We start from the raw sequence: 16,328 nt of genomic DNA on the forward strand, positions 1-16,328 counted from the left end.
GGAGGAAGAACCCTCCCGCACGACCGGAAAAATTATCTAGCCTTCACCGCCGATACCAGCGCCTTGGCATCCTCACTGTCCCACGCCGCCGGGCCATTCATCGCCGCGAGCAGGCAGCCGTTTTCGTCAAGCAGCATGGTTGCCGGCAGGCCGAAGGCGAGGCCTTCCTTTTTTAGCGTGTTGAAGACACCCATGGAACTGTCGCGATAAAGCTTCAGCGCATCAATCTTGTATTCGTCCATGAAGGCTTTCGGCTTCTCGTCCGCGCCGATGTCGATATTGACGGTGACCACCTCGAAATCATTGCCGCCCTTTTCTTTCTCAAGCGCATTTAATGCCGGCATTTCCTCCCGGCATGGCACACACCATGTGGCCCAGAGGTTGAGCAGAACCGCCTTGCCCTTGAGATCGGCAAGCGTCATATCCTGCGCGTCCGGCCCCTTGAAAGATAACGGGACGACACGTGGTCTATCTGCGGCCGACATGGCAGCCACCTGCCCCTTCAGAAACGGTTTCAGCGAGGCAATGCGGTTTGCGGCACCCTCACATAAACCGGCGTCAGCGACCGCTGCCCCTTGAACAGGGCTCTCAGACCCAATATGCCTGAACCAGACCGCGCCCGCGCCGCACAAGACACCGGCAACGGCAGCAATTGCAACCAATCTGGCGGAAGGAAGCCTGAACGGCCTTTTTTCTGTCATCGAATACTCCAGGGCACTGCGAACATGGCTGACGGCACAGATCAGAAATCCTCCAACCAGATGTGGGGCGGACGTTTCGCTTCCGGGCCATCAGCCATCATGGAAGAGATAAATGCCTCCATCGGCTTCGACAAGAAGCTTTATGCCCAGGACATCCGCGGCTCTATGGCGCACGCCACCATGCTGGCATCTAAAGGCATTATTTCGCCGGAAGATAAAGACAAGATCATCGAGGGCCTGAACACGATCCTGTCAGAAATCGAAGCCGGCACCTTTGAATTCTCGCGCAAGCTCGAAGATATTCACATGAACATCGAGGCGCGTCTTGCGACCCTCATCGGCACGGCAGCCGGCCGCCTGCACACGGCCCGTTCGCGCAACGACCAGGTGGCGCTCGATTTCCGCCTCTGGGTCAAGGAAGAATTGCAGAAGACTGAAGCGCTGCTGACCGCGCTTATCGCCGCCTTCCTCGACCGCGCCGAAGAAAATGCCGATACGGTGATGCCGGGCTTCACCCACTTGCAGACGGCGCAGCCCGTCACTTTCGGTCACCATTGCATGGCCTATGTGGAAATGTTCGGCCGTGACCGCGCCCGCGTGCGCCACGCCATCGAGCATATGGATGAAAGCCCGATTGGTGCGGCCGCACTCGCCGGCACCGGCTATCCCATCGACCGTCATATGACGGCAAAGGCGCTCGGTTTCCGCGAACCTACCCGCAATTCCATAGACACAGTCTCCGACCGCGATTTCGCGCTGGAATTCCTGTCGATCGCCTCGATCTGCGCCACGCATCTGTCGCGTCTCGCCGAGGAGATCGTCATCTGGTCGACACCGCAATTCGGCTTCATCCGCCTGTCGGACGCCTTCTCGACCGGCTCCTCGATCATGCCGCAGAAGAAGAACCCTGACGCCGCCGAACTGGTGCGCGCCAAGACCGGCCGCATCAACGGCTCGCTGATCGCACTTCTGACAGTCATGAAGGGCCTGCCGCTCGCCTATTCCAAGGACATGCAGGAAGACAAGGAACAGGTTTTCGATGCCGCCGAGAGCCTGGAACTGGCAATTGTCGCCATGACCGGCATGATCCGCGACCTCGAAGTGCGCAAGGACCGCATGCGCGCCGCTGCCGGCTCGGGTTATTCCACCGCCACCGATCTTGCCGACTGGCTGGTGCGCGAGGCAGGCCTTCCCTTCCGCGATGCACACCATGTGACCGGCAATGCCGTGGCGCTGGCCGAAAAGAAAGGCTGCGATCTGGCCGATCTTTCGCTCGAAGAGCTTCAGGCCATCCACTCCGGTATCACCAATGGCGTTTTCGACGTTCTGTCCGTCGAGGCTTCGGTCGCCAGCCGCACGAGCTTCGGCGGCACGGCCCCTTCGGAAGTGAAGAAGCAGATCGCCTGGTGGCGCGGACGCAACTGATAAAATCGCGTTACGCTGCGATCACAAGAAACAGGGTGCACAAGCGCCCTGTTTTTCGTTATCAGAGAGGCACATATTTCCTTTGGACAGGCTCATGCTTTCAAAAACCGCGCGCAAACTCATCGTTCCCATCGGCATGACACTCGCTGTCAGCCTTGTTCTCAGCGCCTGCGGGCGTAAGGGCGACATCGATCCGCCGAGCACGCCGGTCGAAATGCGCAACAAGCGCAATGCCGACGGAACGGAGACGAAGCCGGCAACGGCGGAACGCCCGTTCATCCTCGACAAGCTTCTCTGACGGGTAAAAAGCCGTGAACCATTTTGGCTATATCGACGGCGTGCTGCACGCCGAAAACGTGCCCGTGCCCGAGATCGCCAAGGCGGTCGGCACGCCCTTCTATGTCTATTCGACTGCAACGCTGGAGCGCCACTACAAGGTGTTCTCAGGTGCGTTTGCCGATGTGGACGCCATGGTCTGTTACGCCATGAAGGCCAATTCCAACCAGGCGGTGCTGAAGACGCTGGCAAAACTCGGCGCCGGCATCGACGTCGTCTCCGGCGGCGAATTGCGCCGCGCGCTCGGCGCTGGCGTGCCGGCAAGCCGCATCATGTTCTCCGGCGTCGGCAAGACGGTGGCGGAAATGGATTACGCGCTTGAAGCGGGTATCTACTGTTTCAACATCGAATCCGAGCCGGAACTGGAAGTCCTCAACCTGCGCGCGGTCAGGGCGGGCAAGCGGGCGCATGTCTCCTTCCGCATCAATCCGGATGTGGATGCGCGCACCCACGCGAAGATTTCCACCGGCAAGAAGGAAAACAAGTTCGGCATTTCCTATGAACGGGCGCGGGCGGTCTATGCCCATGCCGCCACTTTGCCCGGCATCGAAGTCACCGGCATCGACATGCATATCGGCAGCCAGATCACCGAATTGCAGCCCTTCGAGGATGCCTTCCGCTTGCTGCGCGAACTCGTGGAAGTGCTGCGCGGGGATGGCCATGCGATCAGCCACGTCGATATTGGCGGTGGCCTTGGCATTCCCTATCGCGAGGATAACAATCCGCCGCCACTGCCGGATGCCTATGCGCATATCGTCAAAAACGAGCTGAAAAGCCTCAACTGCAAGATCGTCACCGAACCCGGACGCCTGATCGTCGGCAATGCCGGCATTCTGGTGACGGAAGTCATCTATGTGAAGGATGGCGGTGACAAGACCTTCGTAATCGTCGATGGCGCGATGAACGACCTCATCCGCCCCACGCTTTACGAGGCCTATCACGGCATCCGCCCGGTGGTGCAGCCGGCCGAAGACACGCCGCGCATCAAAGCCGATATCGTCGGCCCGGTCTGCGAGACCGGCGATTATCTGGCGCTGGACCGGGAGATGGCCGCACCGCAGCCGGGCGACCTGATCGCCGTCAGCTCCGCCGGCGCCTATGGCGCGGTGCAGGCCGGCACCTATAACTCGCGCCTGCTGGTGCCGGAGGTGCTGGTGAAGGGTGACAAGTTCCATGTCATCCGTCCGCGTGGCACCTATGAAGAGCTGATCGCCCTCGATTCCGTACCGGCTTGGCTCGACTGACCGTCTATCATACGGCTGGTCGATCACAATTGAGCGAAGCTGCCTAAAAAATGGGGGTGAGGGCTTAGGTGCCCTCGTCTTCGCCACAAAGAATGTTATCCTTGCTCCAGTGATATGAACAGCTCGCCGTTCCGGGAATGGCGTTCGACGTGGCCAGAACCGGGAGAACGGATTGATGACCACAGCCGGAGAGGACAGGACAGGCAGAAAGCGCCCGACTGGCGCATTCGCGCAGCGGCCGGACCTTGCTCGACGGGTTGCCGCCAAGCGGTTCTTCGCGAAAATCGTGCTGTTTTCCGAAAAAATGGCCCCGAAGACGCTGTGGCCGCTGTCCATCGCCGCCGTGTTTCTGGCGCTCGCCTGGTTCGGCCTGTACCGGCACATGCCGGATTTTCTGCGCCTCGGCATTGTTTTCGTCCTAGTTTTCGGTTTCATCACCACACTCCTGCCGATCGTGCGGCTGAAATGGCCAACCGACAATGACGCCTCCCGTCTGCTGGAAGAACGTAATGGCATGGCGCACCAGCCGGTGGGCGTGCAGGAAGACGAACCGGCCTTTGATACCCCCTTTTCCCGCACCTTGTGGAAAGAACACCAGATCCGCATGGCGGAGCGCATTGCCGCGCTCAATGCCGGCCTGCCGAAACCCGATATCGCCCGTTATGACCGCCTGGCGCTGCGCGCCGTTCCGGCATTGCTTCTGGTCACTGCTTTCGGTTTTTCCTATTCCAATGGTGCCGGCACGGTTGCAGATGCATTCCGCAGCCGGCCGGCCGTGGGTCCGCTCAATCCCGATATCCGTCTCGATGCCTGGGTCACACCGCCCGCCTATACGGGCCGCGCACCGATTTTCCTGACCGGACGTGATGCGAGCGGCCGCGACGCGGTTTCCGTGCCGCAATCCTCCAAGCTGACGATCCGCATGACCGGCGGCGATGGCGGTGAGGAAGTGACCTTCGAACCGGAAATGGCAGGCGCGCTGCAAAAGCTTGCGCCGGAAGCTGCACGTGCCGATAGTGCAAGCGGCGACGTCGCGGTTCAGACGCCGGTACGCTCGACGGATCAGCCTGTTGCTCCACGCACTTTCGCGATGGATGTCACCGAAAGCGGCATGATCAGTGCCAATGGCGAACAATGGGTGTTCAACGTCATTCCAGACCAGCCGCCCAGCATTGCCTTCGACAACATGCCGCGCCGCGCCGTCAACGGTGCGCTGGAAATCGGCTTCACCGCCAAGGACGATTATGGGCTGAAAGAAGCCCATGCCATCATCGAGCCGCTCGGCGTTGCGGAAGGCGCCACAGCACTTTACCCGGCGCCCGAATTCAAGCTCGATCTGCCGCGGCAGAATAATCGCGAGATCAAGGGCCTGACCAGCCGCAACCTGACCGAACATCCTATGGCGGGAAAACGCGTGCGCATCACGCTGGTCGCCACCGATGGCGCCGGCCAGACCGGCCGCAGCCCCGCGCATGAAATGGTGCTGCCGGGCCGTAATTTCTCCGAACCACTGGCAGCTTCCATCGCCGAACAGCGGCAGATATTCTCGCTCGACACGCGCCAGATGCCGAAGGCGATCGCCTATAACGAGGCGGTGGGCCTGCGGCCGGAAGAGACCATTCCCAACACGACGCACTATCTGCTGCTGCAATCGGCGCAGACCCGCATGCGGCTCGCCTATAATCAGGAAATGCTGAAGGACACGGCCGATTATCTCTGGGAAATCGCGCTCGGCATCGAGGATGGCGATCTTTCGCAGGCGGAAAAACGCCTGCGCGATGCACAGAACGCGCTGTCCGAAGCGTTACAGCGCAATGCCTCGGATGAGGAAGTTGCCAAGCTGATGCAAGAGCTGCGCGAGGCGATGCAGCAATTCATGAGCGAGCTTGCGCAACGCATGCAGAACGCGCCGCAAGCCAACATGAACCAGCAGGCGCAAAACGTGTTGCGCCAGCGCGATCTGGAAAACATGATGAACCAGATCGAGAACCTTGCCCGTTCCGGCAATCGCGACGCGGCGCAGGAAATGCTTTCGCAGCTGCAGCGCATGATGAACAATCTGCAGGCGGGCCGGCCGCAACGTCAGGGCCAGCAGGGGCAGCAGCAGAGCAGCAAGATGCGCCAGCAGATCGACAAGCTGGGCGAAATTCTGCAGCAACAGCAGAAGCTGATGGATGAGACCTTCAAGCTCGATCAGGCGCTTCGCGACCGCATGCAGCGCGGCGACCCGCAGCAGGGCGGCGAAAGCGAAGACCAACAGATGGGCGAAAACGGTGAGCAGCCACAGCAGGATCAGCAAGGCCAACAGGGGCAGCAGGGTCAACAGGGTCAACAGGGTCAAAATGGTCAGCCGGGCGGACAACAGCCAAGCGACCAGATGACCGCTGAACAGTTACGCGAGGCGCTGAAGAACCTGCGGGCGCAGCAGGATGCGCTCGGCAAGCAGCTCGGCGAATTGCAGCAGGGCCTTCGTGATCTCGGCATGGAACCGGGCGAAAACTTCGGCAAGGCGCAGCAGGAAATGCAGGGCGCCGGCGAGGCGCTGGGCAAGGGCCAGGGTGAGCAGGCCGTCGAGGGACAGGGCAATGCGCTGAACGCGCTGCGCCAGGGCGCGCAGGACATGATGGGCCAGATCATGCAGGCCATGCGCCAGCAGGGTCAGCAGCCGGGGCAAGGGCAGGAAGGCATGGCCGGTCAGGGCGGACAGAACGGCCGCGACCCGCTCGGCCGCCCGCGCAGCACCACCGGCCCGGATTTCGGCGATCAGGTGAAGGTGCCGGACGAGATCGACGTGCAGCGCGCCCGCGAAATTCTTGAGGCCATCCGCGAAAAACTCGGCAACAATCCGCCCGGCGAAATCGAACGGCGGTATCTGGAGCGATTGCTGGATATACGGTGAGGGTTCCCACAGGTAATGGCGCGCCTCGTTACATCCTGTTTCAGAAGCTAAAGCTTCCGTCGTGCCGGACTTGATCCGGCATCCAGCTGCCGCGCGTCTGCGCGGCGGAAAGAGTTCTTTCAGCCCAAGGACTTGGGCTGGCTGGATTCCGGCTCAAGGCCGGAATGACGGAGGTAGGGGACTGCGCTGAGCCAGGGGGCTGACCAACAAAAAAGGCGGCCCGACAGGCCGCCCTTTAAATCTCTGCAATCTCGCCGCTCAGGCCGCCAGCGCCCGCGCCACCGCCTTGCGAATATCCGGAAGCGCAAAGGGTTTGGAAACCACGTCCACAATCTTCGTCGCCAGATCATCAGCCCGTTCGCGCTGTTCGGCATAACCGGTCATCAGCAGGATACGCATGGCCGGGAAGCGTTCGGCGGCGCGGTGCGCCAGCTCGATGCCATCCATGACCGGCATGCGGATATCCGAAAGAAGAAGATCGAAACTGGTCTCCTGAAGCTTCTCCAGCCCCTGCTCGCCGTCAGCCGCCTCATGGGTCTCGTGACCGTCGAGACGCAGCGCGCGGGCGACGAAAGCCCGCAATGCATCCTCGTCTTCGGTAATCAGAATTTTCGCCATTAATCATTGCTCCTGGGCATCATTTCCAGCCATGAGCAACATCGCAGGCTCCTCTTTTCAAGAGGTAAACACCCAGGCTTTCGCTGGGTGAATGGTTAATGAGGCGTCTCCGCCCTGTGCCGTTCCGGCACGGAAAACATGCTCAGGCGTCGCCTGTCACCACGCCGACGAAAGGCAGTTCGCGGAAGGCATAAGCGACATCCATGCCGTAACCCACGACGAAATAGTCTGGACATTCGAAACCGACATAATCGGCCTCCAGATCTTCCTTGCGCTTGACCTTCTTGTCGAGCAGCACGGCAATGGTGACGTTACGCGCGCCGCGCTCGTAAAGCAGTTCCTTGGCGAAACGCAGCGTGCGGCCGGATTCGAGAATATCGTCGATCAGGAGCACATCGCGGTCCTTCACGTCGCTGTCGATATCCTTGACGATCCTCACCCCCTGCGAAACCGTGCCGGCGCCATAGCTCGATAGCGTGATGAATTCGACTTCGGGAGCAAGACCACTATCATGCAGCGCGCGGATAAGATCGGCTGCGAAAATAAACGATCCCTTGAGCACGGCAATGACCAGCAAATCCTTGGTCGGGCCACCGGCAATGTGCTTGGCCATATCGCGATTGCGCTCGGCGATCTGCTCGGCGGTGTAAAGCGGCTCGATGTTTTTTCCACGGACGACGGGCATTCTTTCTCCTGTGCTGCGCCTTGCCGATTTTACCTTTCAGTAAAAATACGAAGATCACGCGTTAGCACAGTCAACGTTCGGACGCACCCGCCTCAACGAAGGAAAGCTTGATGTCAGGCGTTTTTCCACCGGGATGGCGCAACTTTGCCGAAAATCCGTGGCTGAAACCGGGCTGCATCTCTCGTACCGGCGGTTCAATGACCATGCTGGCCACCAATTGCCCCTTGGCCGCAAAGAGATCGGCGCGAAGGGCCGGCACCTCTTCCAGGTTGCCGCCATTATTCTCCACGATGCCACTGATGAGCAGGATATCCATGCCGCCTGCCTCCTGCGGGGTAACGGTCACATGGGAAATGGCGAGCGGGTTTGCCGTGACGGCGGCCTGCTTTTCCGGCACAACCACCGAGAGGCCACCGGAGCAGACGAAAACGAAAATGGCGAGCCCCGCAACCAGCGCTGAATAGGCATCCGCCGACAGGCGCGACAATCTGCGATCCAGCCAGCCGATGAAGGCAAGGCCAAGCGTACCGATAGTGACGGGCGATTTTGCCCTCTGCCGGCGTGCCGCGCCGCGATTGTCGTTTCCGGGCTGACGCGAACGGTTTTCCTTGATGGTGACAAATTCCGCGTCTACCACGTCGTGGATCGGATTTGCCGCCCGCGCCGCGCGGCGCACCGGCGTTTCCGGCATCAGGAGGTCGAAATCGAATGCCGCTTGCCGGCGAGATGAACGGAACATAGCCATAGAATTCCCCGGTCAGGTTTTCCGGCCCGCAAAACTGGGCATTGCAACGAATCCTGCCAAGTTTTAAATTTAATTGGTTAATGCTTCGCAAAAACGGCTCGCGCGGGCCACCGGAACCGGTTTACACCGCGACATCCGGCCCCAAGCGCCAGCGGTTTGCGAACCACCACGAAACGAAGAGACTGGAAGTCCGTTGATCCATTTCGAAAATGTCGGGTTGCGTTACGGCATGGGGCCCGAGATCCTGAGGGACATGACCTTCGATATTCCCAAGGGTTCGTTCCAGTTTCTGACCGGCCCTTCGGGTGCGGGCAAGACCTCGCTGCTGCGCATGCTTTTGATGTCGCTGCAGCCCACCCGCGGTAATATCCGCATGTTCAACCGCGATGTATCGCGCATTCCGCGCAGCGAGCTGCCGATGTTGCGCCGTCGTGTCGGCATCGTCTTTCAGGATTTCCGGCTGCTGGATCATCTGACGACCTATGAGAATGTCGCCCTGCCGCTGCGGGTGCGCGGCAAGGAGGAAAGCGCTTACCGCAACGATGTGATCGAGCTTCTGAAGTGGGTTGGGCTTGGCGAGCGCATCAATGTGCTGCCGGCCATCTTGTCCGGCGGGGAAAAGCAGCGCGCCGCCATTGCCCGCGCGCTGATGGACCAGCCGGAAATCCTGCTGGCCGACGAGCCGACCGGCAACGTTGATCCGCCGATGGCCAAGCGTCTTCTCAATCTCTTCCTCGAACTCAACCGGCTGGGCACGGCTGTCGTCATCGCCACCCACGATTTCGCGCTGATGGACCAGATCGACGCGCGCCGGATGATCCTGACCGAAGGGCGGCTCGACATCTATGAATGAGATCACCCGCAAACAGCTGACCCCGGAAGCGGCCCAGCCGAAGCGGCCGCCCATGCGCATCCGCCCGATGGCGCCCATTCTGCCGCCGTCGAACATTCAGGGCAATGCGCTGATGGTGGTGATCGCCATCATGGCATTTCTCGCCTGCCTGACGCTCGGCGCCGTCTCCATGGTGCGCGCCACCGCCGCCACCTGGCAGAGCCAGATTTCCCGCGAGATCACCATCCAGATCAAGCCCGAGGACGGGCTGGACATGAATGCGGCGCTCAACAAGGCGCGCAATCTGGCGCTCACCTTCGTCGGCACGCGAGACGGCACGATCCTTGACGATGCGGCGACATCGCGCCTGCTGGAGCCATGGCTCGGCAGCGGTCTTGACCTTTCCGAACTGCCGATACCGCGCCTCGTCGTCATCACCATCGATGAAAACAATCCGCCCGATTTTCAGGCGATGCGGGACATGCTGAAGGCCGAGCTTCCGCAGGCGTTTCTGGATGACCACCGCACCTGGGTGGACAGGTTGGTCTCCATGGCCAGAACCACGGTCATGATCGGCCTCGGCGTTCTGATCCTCGTTTTCACCGCCATGGTGCTGACGGTGGTGTTTGCAACGCGCGGGGCGCTTTCCGGCAACCGGCATATCGTTGAGGTTCTGCATTTCGTCGGCGCGGAAAGCAGCTTTGTGGCACGGGAATTCCAGAAACACTTCCTGAAGATCAGCCTTAAAGGGGCGGCCGCAGGCGGCGCGCTCGCCGCAGCGGTTTTCCTTGCCGCCGGTTTCTGGCAATCGAACACGGTCGCCACGCCGCAGAGCGACCAGGCAAGCGCGCTTTTCGGTTCCTTTTCCGTTGGTCTCGGCGGCTATATCGGCATCGCCACAACGATGATCGTCATAGCACTTCTCACGACCATTACGGCACGCGTGACCGTCATCCGCACCATCGACGATATCGACCGCGTCCGCTCCGATCCGTCGAAAAGTGACGGCCTCACATCATGACTTTACTCCCAGAATCCCGTGGCAAACTGAAACCGTCACAGGCCGGATGTAACCTGCGGACGGTGGACAAAAATGCCTGTTCCTTGCCTTAATCGGCGAGTATTCAGGAGGAATGTTTGTGAGTCGGATGGACCAGGATCAGACGACCACGCGACCGGCCAGAAAGGGCCTGTTGTCGCGGCGTGGTCCGTTGCGCCGTTTTATTCGCGGCTTTATCCTTCTTTGCGTTGTTCTTCTCGGCGTTTTTTTAGGCGGCTTCCTGTGGTTCGCTGACTCCGTCGCTTCCATGCGCCCGCCGGAGGGCACGAAGGGCGATGCCATCATCGTTCTGACCGGCGGCTACCAACGCATCGAACAGGCGGTCGGCCTGCTGCGTGATGGCGTGGGCAAACGTTTGCTGATTTCCGGCGTCAACCCGGCCACCACCCGCTCGCAGATCCGCAAGATGACGCAGGGCTCATCCGACATGTTTTCCTGCTGCGTGGATATGGGTTACAAAGCCATAGACACGATCGGCAACGCCAATGAAGCGGCAAGCTGGATACGCGATCACAACTATTCCTCGATTGTCGTCGTCACCAACAATTATCATATGCACCGCAGCCTGCATGAATTGCGCAGCGCCAGCCCGCAGACGCAATTCATTGCCTATCCCGTCATCAGCGCCGATCTTGCCCGCACGAACTGGTTCGTGGAGCCGGATGTGGTCAGAACCATGCTCTACGAATATTTAAAGTTCGTGGCGGCGGCAGGACGCGATCTGACCGGCTTCGGCAAGGGCGATGGCCTGCGCAAGGCCGCCGCTGACCATTCCACGCCGAAGGTGGCGGCCGCTTCTCCATGAGCGGCAAGAAACGCGCTTGCTGCGAGGCCTTGTTTTCGTGTAGGCGTCTGGCATCGGCATCCGGCATCGAGGCGCATCAACGCTTCGGAACGGCTGCGCCCCGGGAAGGCTGTTGATGCTCAAGCTGCGCTCTTTTCTTTTCAATACGCTGTTTTATCTCAACCTGATTGTCCGCATGATCGTGCTGACACCGATCTATTTCATTCTGCCGCGCAAGATCGCCTTCGAAATCCCCAAGAACTGGGCGCGGTCCAACCATTGGCTGATGAAAACCATCGTCGGCACCACCTTCGAGATCGAGGGGCTGGAGAACATCCCGGAAACCGGCTGCATCTTCGCGCCCAAACATCAATCATTCTGGGATACTTACGCGCTGCTGCCCAATCTGCCGGACCCCGTCTACATTCTGAAACGGGAATTGATGTGGATTCCGCTATTCGGCTGGTATGTGATGAAACAGCGGATGATCCCGGTCAACCGCGCCGCGCGCGGCAAGGTCATGCTGAAGGTGATGGAGCGGGCGAAAGAGGAAATGGCGGCGGGCCGCGAACTCATCATCTATCCCGAAGGCACACGCCGCCCGCCCGGCGCCGAGCCAGAATACCGTTACGGTATCGCCCGGCTTTACCGTGATCTGCAGGTGCCGGTCATTCCCGTCGCCATGCATCCCGGCCTCTTCTGGCCACGCCGTTCGACCATGCGTTATCCCGGCCATTTCAAGGTGCGTATCCTGCCAGCCATCGAGCCGGGGCTGGATCCCGATGTGTTTTTCAAGCGATTGATCGACGTCACGGAAAAGGCGAGCGACGAGTTGCTGCTGGAAACCGCGCGCAACAATCCGCACTTGCCGTTGCCGCCAACCGCCATCAAGCGGATCGCCGAACTTCAAGGCACGGGCACGCCCTCCGCCGGCTGAACCACGAGCGTGCCGACATTGGCGGCAATGCTCTCCAGCAGAGAGTCGCGAATGCCCATATCCTGTAGATGCTGCACGGTATTGAAAACGTAATCCGTGTTCGGGCCGGACCGACCCGAGGCAGTCGCGACGATGCTGGCCGCCTCGGCCACAGCAAGACCGCCGATATATTGCTCATGCGCGGGGTCGGCCACATAGGTTACGGCGCTGCCGCGCCTGCCGTCGGCAAATGCAATGGCAACCACCCGTTCCTTGTAGACATTCGTCACCAGTTCGCGCTCGCGCAGATAAGCCATGACGGAATCCTGATCCTTGCCCTGCACGCGAAATGCAACACCGAGGCAGGAGCCGCCGCGCTCCAGACCCAGCACAAGACCGGGCTTTTCCTCCGTGCCACGATAAACGCTGGAACTGATGCAAAGGGAGCGGCGATAGCCATGCAGCCGCGCCTGCTGCCTTTCCTCAAAGGCAAAGCCGGGGTTCCACATCAACGAACCGTAGCCAAAGACCCAAAAATCGTCCATATCCCAAGCCAAATCAAAATTCCCTGAAGTCTGTTCATCGGAGATCAATATGGCAGCGTCAAGCCAATCCGGCACCGCCAAAAAATTCCTCTGGCTTGCCATCGCCGTCGCGGTGGTCATCGGACTTTATACGGCCGGGTGGTTTTATGCCGCCGACAGGCTAAAGCAGACGGTGCTGAACGTCATTGCTCCCTCACAGGCGAGGAATCTCAGCGCCGAATGCGGCGATATCGCCTTCCGGGGTTATCCTTTCCGCATCGGCCTCTTCTGCTCAAAGGTGACCGTGGACGACAGCGGGAACGGCGTTTCCGCGTCTTTCGGCGAGCTTCGCTCGGCGGCACAGGTCTATAATCCCGGCCACATCGTCTGGGAACTCGATTCGCCCGCAGAAATCCGCTCCGCCCATGGCCTGACCGTTTCAGCCTCCTGGCAGAACATGCAGTCGAGCGTCGTCACCAAGCTGAAGGGCATCGACCGCAGCTCGCTTGTCATCGACGGGCTGAAGGCGCAGGCGGTTTCCTCCGTCACCGGCCAGACGATCGACTTCGATGCCGTCAAGACGGAGATGCACCTGCGCCAGAACGGGGCCGATCTTGACGGCGCAATCACGCTGACCGACTCGGCCACCGTCATCAAGGACTGGCCGCAGGTTCTTCCCCGCCTCGACGCCATCGTCGATGTGACGCTCGCGGGTAAGGCGGGCATGGTGGACGGCAGCGACACGTCAGGCCTTTACGGCACAAGCGGCGAGCTTCGCCGGCTGGTGGCCGATATTGGCGACGGCCGCACCATGCGCATCAGCGGCCCCTTCTCGTTTGACAATGAGGGCTATCTCTCCGGCCAGTTCAAGCTGGAGATCGAAAAGCTCGGCGCTTGGTCGGACAATGCCAAACAGGCTTTTCCACAGCTGCAATCCACCATCGATACGGCCCGCAAGCTGCTCGGCGCTCTCGCCGGCGGCGGAGACAGGGCATCCGTCGATCTCGTGGTGGATCGCGGCCGCGCCACTGTCAGCGGCTTCATTCCGCTGGGCAAGATTCCGCCGATTTAACAGAGAGCTTTTGTAAAAAACACCTCAGCGGCATCCTGAATTTTTGGAAGGTTCAGGATGCCAGCTTCTTTGTATCCATTGCGACGATGCCACGTCTGCGGTTCCGGCTCGTCCTGCTGGCTGGAGGTCATCACCAGTGAGGCACCCTGGTCACGCATCAGGGTTTCCCAAAAAACTGTAAGCGTTGCACCAACGCCATGCCCGCGAAACTCGGGAACGACGCGGATCATGTCCATGTAAGGAATCTTGCCCCAGAACATCGAAAACCGCAGAAAACCGACTAGAATCGTATCTTCTTTCGCGACGAGATATTCGCGGTGTCCGACGCAACGCCGCAACCAATCCTCACCGATCCATTTGTCTTCGCGCAGCAGCCATTCGATATCGTCATCCGTCGCCGCCGATATCAGTATCATGCCAGCGCCCTACTTCTTCTGATCCAGCGCGTGGCGGCCGAAGTCAGGCGCGTCAACATCCTGACCAGCCTGCACGATAGAGCGGCGGATGGCGCGGGTGCGGGAAAACAGCTCAAACAGCTTGTCGCCCTCGCCCCAGCGGATCGCCCTTTGTAGCGACGCAAGGTCTTCGGAAAACCGTGCGAGCATTTCAAGGATGGCATCCTTGTTGTGCAGGCAGACGTCACGCCACATGGTGGGATCGGAAGCGGCGAGACGGGTGAAATCGCGGAAACCGGAGGCGGAATATTTGATGACTTCCGATTCGGTCACCGTCTCCAGATCATCCGCCGTGCCGACGATATTGTAGGCGATGATATGCGGCAGATGCGAGACGATCGCCAAAACCTTGTCGTGATGCTCGGCATCCATTTCATCGACGCGGGAACCGAGCGCCCGCCAGAAATCCTTCAGCTTTTCCAGCGCCTTGGCATCCGTGCCCGGCAGCGGCGTGAAGATGCACCAGCGCTCGCGGAAGAGACCGGCGAAACCAGCATCCGGGCCGGATTTTTCCGTACCCGCCAGCGGGTGTCCGGGAATGAAATGCACATTGTCGGGCATATGCGGGGCCATCTGGGCGATGACCGAAGCCTTGGTGGAGCCGACATCGGTCACGATGGCGCCCGGCTTCAGATGCGGCGCGATCTGCTGCGCCACGCTTTCCGAAGCACCGACCGGCACCGAGACGATGATGAGATCGGCGTCCTTCACCGCCTCTGCCGCCGAGACGGTATAATCCGTGCCAAGCGCCAGCTCCTCCGCCCGTTTCAGCGTGTCTTCGCTGCGGGTGGAAATTGTCACATGGCGGGCAAGACCCAGTTCCCTGATATCGCGGGCAATCGACGAGCCGATCAGGCCGATGCCGATCAGCGCGATGCGTTCAAACATGATCTCGCCCATCACGCCTGCCCCATGAACTCGGTGAGAGCAGCGATGACGCCGAGATTGGCCTCTTCTGAGCCGACCGTCATTCTCAGCGCATTCGGGAAGCCGTAACCGCGCACCGCACGCAGAATATAGCCGCGGCGGCTCAGGAACTCATCCGCATCCGCCGCACGCTTGCCATCCTGATCCGGGAAATGGATGAGAATGAAGTTGGTGACCGAAGGCGTGACGGTGAGGCCGAGACCGGTGAAGGTGGTGACCAGCTTTTCCATCCACAGCGTGTTATGCGCCACGGCCTTTTCAACGAAGGCCTGATCGCGGATTGCAGCGGCACCGGCAGCGATGGCCGGCGCGCTCATGTTGAACGGGCCGCGCACGCGGTTCAGCGCATCGATGACGGCGGCCGGACCATACATCCAGCCGACACGCAGCGCGGCCAGACCGTAAACCTTGGAGAAGGTGCGGGTCATCACCACGTTTCGGTTGCCGGAAACCAGCTCCAGCCCGGCTTCGTAATCATTTTTGCGCACATATTCAGCGTAAGCAGCATCCAGCACCAGCACGACATGTTTCGGCAGGCCGGACTGAAGACGGCGGATTTCCGCAACCGGAACATAGGTGCCGGTAGGGTTGCCCGGATTGGCGACGAAAACCATCTTGGTCTTCGGCGTCACGGCGGCGAGGATCGCATCCACATCCACCGCGCAATCCTTTTCCTTCACCGTCACCGGGGTCGCGCCCGCACCCATGATCTGGATCTTGTAGACGAGGAAACCATGCTCGGTGATGATCGCCTCATCGCCTGCACCCAGATAGACATGGCACAGCAGGCCGAGCAGCTCGTCCGAACCGTTGCCGCACATGATATTCGCGATGTTGAGGCCATGCACATCGGCAATCGCCTGACGCAGCGCGATAGCCTGACCGTCCGGATAGATTTCCAGATGGCTGGCGGCCGTACCGAAGGCCTCGATCGCCTTCGGGCTTGGCCCAAGCGGCGTTTCATTGGAGGAGAGCTTATAAACCTTCGCAACGCCGTCCACATGTTCCTTGCCGGGAACATAAGCGGCGATATCCAGGATACCCGGACGCGGAACAGGTTGGTTAAGCTCTGCACTCATTTGATCGACCTTTGGAAAAACGCCGG

Annotated in this window: 17 protein-coding genes; 9 read left to right on the plus strand and 8 right to left on the minus strand. The window is 60.3% G+C overall.

All coding sequences use genetic code 11. The features are described 5' to 3' along the window. Positions 1–32 precede the first annotated feature (32 nt). Positions 33–701 (minus strand): thiol:disulfide interchange protein TlpA, encoded by a 669-nt coding sequence (gene tlpA / locus ACQZ5F_RS16465; RefSeq protein ID WP_225338712.1) that lies wholly within the window; start codon positions 699–701, stop codon positions 33–35. 24 nt (positions 702–725) lie between these two features. Here tlpA and argH point away from each other — a divergent pair, with 24 nt between their 5' ends. The 4 genes from argH to ACQZ5F_RS16485 all read left to right on the plus strand — a co-directional run bounded on the left by argH (position 726) and on the right by ACQZ5F_RS16485 (position 6,605). After that, entirely contained in the window at positions 726–2,126 is a 1,401-nt protein-coding gene (argH, locus tag ACQZ5F_RS16470; RefSeq protein ID WP_225338713.1) for an argininosuccinate lyase, read from the plus strand. Between the two features lie 94 nt (positions 2,127–2,220). After that, positions 2,221–2,424 carry an LPS translocon maturation chaperone LptM gene (lptM, locus tag ACQZ5F_RS16475; RefSeq protein WP_003497438.1) on the plus strand — a complete coding sequence of 68 codons (204 nt, stop codon included), beginning with the start codon at positions 2,221–2,223 and terminating at the stop codon, positions 2,422–2,424. Between the two features lie 13 nt (positions 2,425–2,437). Continuing rightward, entirely contained in the window at positions 2,438–3,706 is a 1,269-nt protein-coding gene (lysA, locus tag ACQZ5F_RS16480; protein ID WP_225338714.1) for a diaminopimelate decarboxylase, read from the plus strand. 175 nt (positions 3,707–3,881) lie between these two features. Then, positions 3,882–6,605, plus strand: a complete 2,724-nt coding sequence (locus ACQZ5F_RS16485; protein WP_448730603.1) for a TIGR02302 family protein — start codon at positions 3,882–3,884, stop codon at positions 6,603–6,605. A 258-nt stretch (positions 6,606–6,863) separates the two neighbouring features. On the opposite strand, the gene ACQZ5F_RS16490 is transcribed toward ACQZ5F_RS16485, so the two are convergent. The 3 genes from ACQZ5F_RS16490 to ACQZ5F_RS16500 form a co-directional block, all read right to left on the minus strand. Then, the gene (locus ACQZ5F_RS16490; RefSeq protein ID WP_046799828.1) at positions 6,864–7,223 is read right to left on the minus strand and encodes a response regulator; all 360 of its coding nucleotides are present in this window, start codon (positions 7,221–7,223) and stop codon (positions 6,864–6,866) included. A gap of 142 nt (positions 7,224–7,365) precedes the next feature. Beyond that, positions 7,366–7,908: a hypoxanthine phosphoribosyltransferase gene (gene hpt, locus ACQZ5F_RS16495; RefSeq protein ID WP_003497442.1), complete on the minus strand. Its 543-nt coding sequence runs from the start codon at positions 7,906–7,908 to the stop codon at positions 7,366–7,368. A gap of 70 nt (positions 7,909–7,978) precedes the next feature. Beyond that, complete coding sequence (locus tag ACQZ5F_RS16500) at positions 7,979–8,647, minus strand: hypothetical protein (RefSeq protein WP_225338716.1); 669 nt, start codon at positions 8,645–8,647, stop codon at positions 7,979–7,981. A 199-nt stretch (positions 8,648–8,846) separates the two neighbouring features. Between ACQZ5F_RS16500 and ftsE the strand changes: the two genes are divergently transcribed. From ftsE to ACQZ5F_RS16520, 4 genes are all read left to right on the plus strand, one after another. After that, positions 8,847–9,506, plus strand: a complete 660-nt coding sequence (gene ftsE, locus ACQZ5F_RS16505; RefSeq protein WP_046799830.1) for a cell division ATP-binding protein FtsE — start codon at positions 8,847–8,849, stop codon at positions 9,504–9,506. Further along, positions 9,499–10,506: a cell division protein FtsX gene (locus ACQZ5F_RS16510; RefSeq protein ID WP_225338717.1), complete on the plus strand. Its 1,008-nt coding sequence runs from the start codon at positions 9,499–9,501 to the stop codon at positions 10,504–10,506. Before ftsE ends, ACQZ5F_RS16510 begins: the two co-directional genes overlap by 8 nt. Positions 10,507–10,633: 127 nt before the next feature. Beyond that, positions 10,634–11,350 carry a YdcF family protein gene (locus ACQZ5F_RS16515; protein WP_175414656.1) on the plus strand — a complete coding sequence of 239 codons (717 nt, stop codon included), beginning with the start codon at positions 10,634–10,636 and terminating at the stop codon, positions 11,348–11,350. A 115-nt stretch (positions 11,351–11,465) separates the two neighbouring features. Then, positions 11,466–12,266 (plus strand): lysophospholipid acyltransferase family protein, encoded by an 801-nt coding sequence (locus ACQZ5F_RS16520; RefSeq protein ID WP_052819537.1) that lies wholly within the window; start codon positions 11,466–11,468, stop codon positions 12,264–12,266. Here the strand turns inward: ACQZ5F_RS16520 and ACQZ5F_RS16525 are convergent. Further along, positions 12,236–12,790, minus strand: a complete 555-nt coding sequence (locus ACQZ5F_RS16525) for a gamma-glutamylcyclotransferase (protein ID WP_137086847.1) — start codon at positions 12,788–12,790, stop codon at positions 12,236–12,238. The two genes, ACQZ5F_RS16520 and ACQZ5F_RS16525, sit on opposite strands and share 31 nt — an antisense overlap. Before the next feature lie 49 nt (positions 12,791–12,839). Here ACQZ5F_RS16525 and ACQZ5F_RS16530 point away from each other — a divergent pair, with 49 nt between their 5' ends. Continuing rightward, positions 12,840–13,841, plus strand: coding sequence for a DUF2125 domain-containing protein (locus tag ACQZ5F_RS16530; protein WP_137086849.1), 1,002 nt, complete (start codon positions 12,840–12,842; stop codon positions 13,839–13,841). Here ACQZ5F_RS16530 and ACQZ5F_RS16535 read toward each other — a convergent pair. From ACQZ5F_RS16535 to hisC, 3 genes are read right to left on the minus strand one after another with little or no spacing between them, the layout of a single operon-like run. Next, complete coding sequence (locus ACQZ5F_RS16535) at positions 13,838–14,257, minus strand: GNAT family N-acetyltransferase (RefSeq protein WP_225338718.1); 420 nt, start codon at positions 14,255–14,257, stop codon at positions 13,838–13,840. The two genes, ACQZ5F_RS16530 and ACQZ5F_RS16535, sit on opposite strands and share 4 nt — an antisense overlap. Positions 14,258–14,266: 9 nt before the next feature. Further along, on the minus strand, positions 14,267–15,196 hold the full coding sequence (locus ACQZ5F_RS16540) for a prephenate/arogenate dehydrogenase family protein (protein WP_137086853.1): 930 nt from the start codon (positions 15,194–15,196) through the stop codon (positions 14,267–14,269). After that, the gene (gene hisC / locus ACQZ5F_RS16545) at positions 15,196–16,302 is read right to left on the minus strand and encodes a histidinol-phosphate transaminase (protein WP_225244143.1); all 1,107 of its coding nucleotides are present in this window, start codon (positions 16,300–16,302) and stop codon (positions 15,196–15,198) included. The genes ACQZ5F_RS16540 and hisC overlap by 1 nt, the downstream gene beginning before the upstream one ends. Between the last annotated feature and the right edge of the window lie 26 nt (positions 16,303–16,328).

The sequence above is a fragment of the Agrobacterium sp. 22-210-1 genome (assembly GCF_053522525.1).

Bases quoted from the DNA above. Each gene is read 5' to 3' on its own strand.
- tlpA (WP_225338712.1), bottom strand. From the start codon at position 701: ATGACAGAAAAAAGGCCGTTCAGGCTTCCTTCCGCCAGATTGGTTGCA.
- argH (WP_225338713.1), top strand. From the start codon at position 726: ATGGCTGACGGCACAGATCAGAAATCCTCCAACCAGATGTGGGGCGGA.
- lptM (WP_003497438.1), top strand. From the start codon at position 2,221: ATGCTTTCAAAAACCGCGCGCAAACTCATCGTTCCCATCGGCATGACA.
- ACQZ5F_RS16485 (WP_448730603.1), top strand. From the start codon at position 3,882: ATGACCACAGCCGGAGAGGACAGGACAGGCAGAAAGCGCCCGACTGGC.
- ACQZ5F_RS16490 (WP_046799828.1), bottom strand. From the start codon at position 7,223: ATGGCGAAAATTCTGATTACCGAAGACGAGGATGCATTGCGGGCTTTC.
- hpt (WP_003497442.1), bottom strand. From the start codon at position 7,908: ATGCCCGTCGTCCGTGGAAAAAACATCGAGCCGCTTTACACCGCCGAG.
- ACQZ5F_RS16500 (WP_225338716.1), bottom strand. From the start codon at position 8,647: ATGTTCCGTTCATCTCGCCGGCAAGCGGCATTCGATTTCGACCTCCTG.
- ACQZ5F_RS16510 (WP_225338717.1), top strand. From the start codon at position 9,499: ATGAATGAGATCACCCGCAAACAGCTGACCCCGGAAGCGGCCCAGCCG.
- ACQZ5F_RS16515 (WP_175414656.1), top strand. From the start codon at position 10,634: ATGGACCAGGATCAGACGACCACGCGACCGGCCAGAAAGGGCCTGTTG.
- ACQZ5F_RS16520 (WP_052819537.1), top strand. From the start codon at position 11,466: ATGCTCAAGCTGCGCTCTTTTCTTTTCAATACGCTGTTTTATCTCAAC.
- ACQZ5F_RS16525 (WP_137086847.1), bottom strand. From the start codon at position 12,790: ATGGACGATTTTTGGGTCTTTGGCTACGGTTCGTTGATGTGGAACCCC.
- ACQZ5F_RS16530 (WP_137086849.1), top strand. From the start codon at position 12,840: ATGGCAGCGTCAAGCCAATCCGGCACCGCCAAAAAATTCCTCTGGCTT.
- ACQZ5F_RS16535 (WP_225338718.1), bottom strand. From the start codon at position 14,257: ATGATACTGATATCGGCGGCGACGGATGACGATATCGAATGGCTGCTG.
- ACQZ5F_RS16540 (WP_137086853.1), bottom strand. From the start codon at position 15,196: ATGGGCGAGATCATGTTTGAACGCATCGCGCTGATCGGCATCGGCCTG.
- hisC (WP_225244143.1), bottom strand. From the start codon at position 16,302: ATGAGTGCAGAGCTTAACCAACCTGTTCCGCGTCCGGGTATCCTGGAT.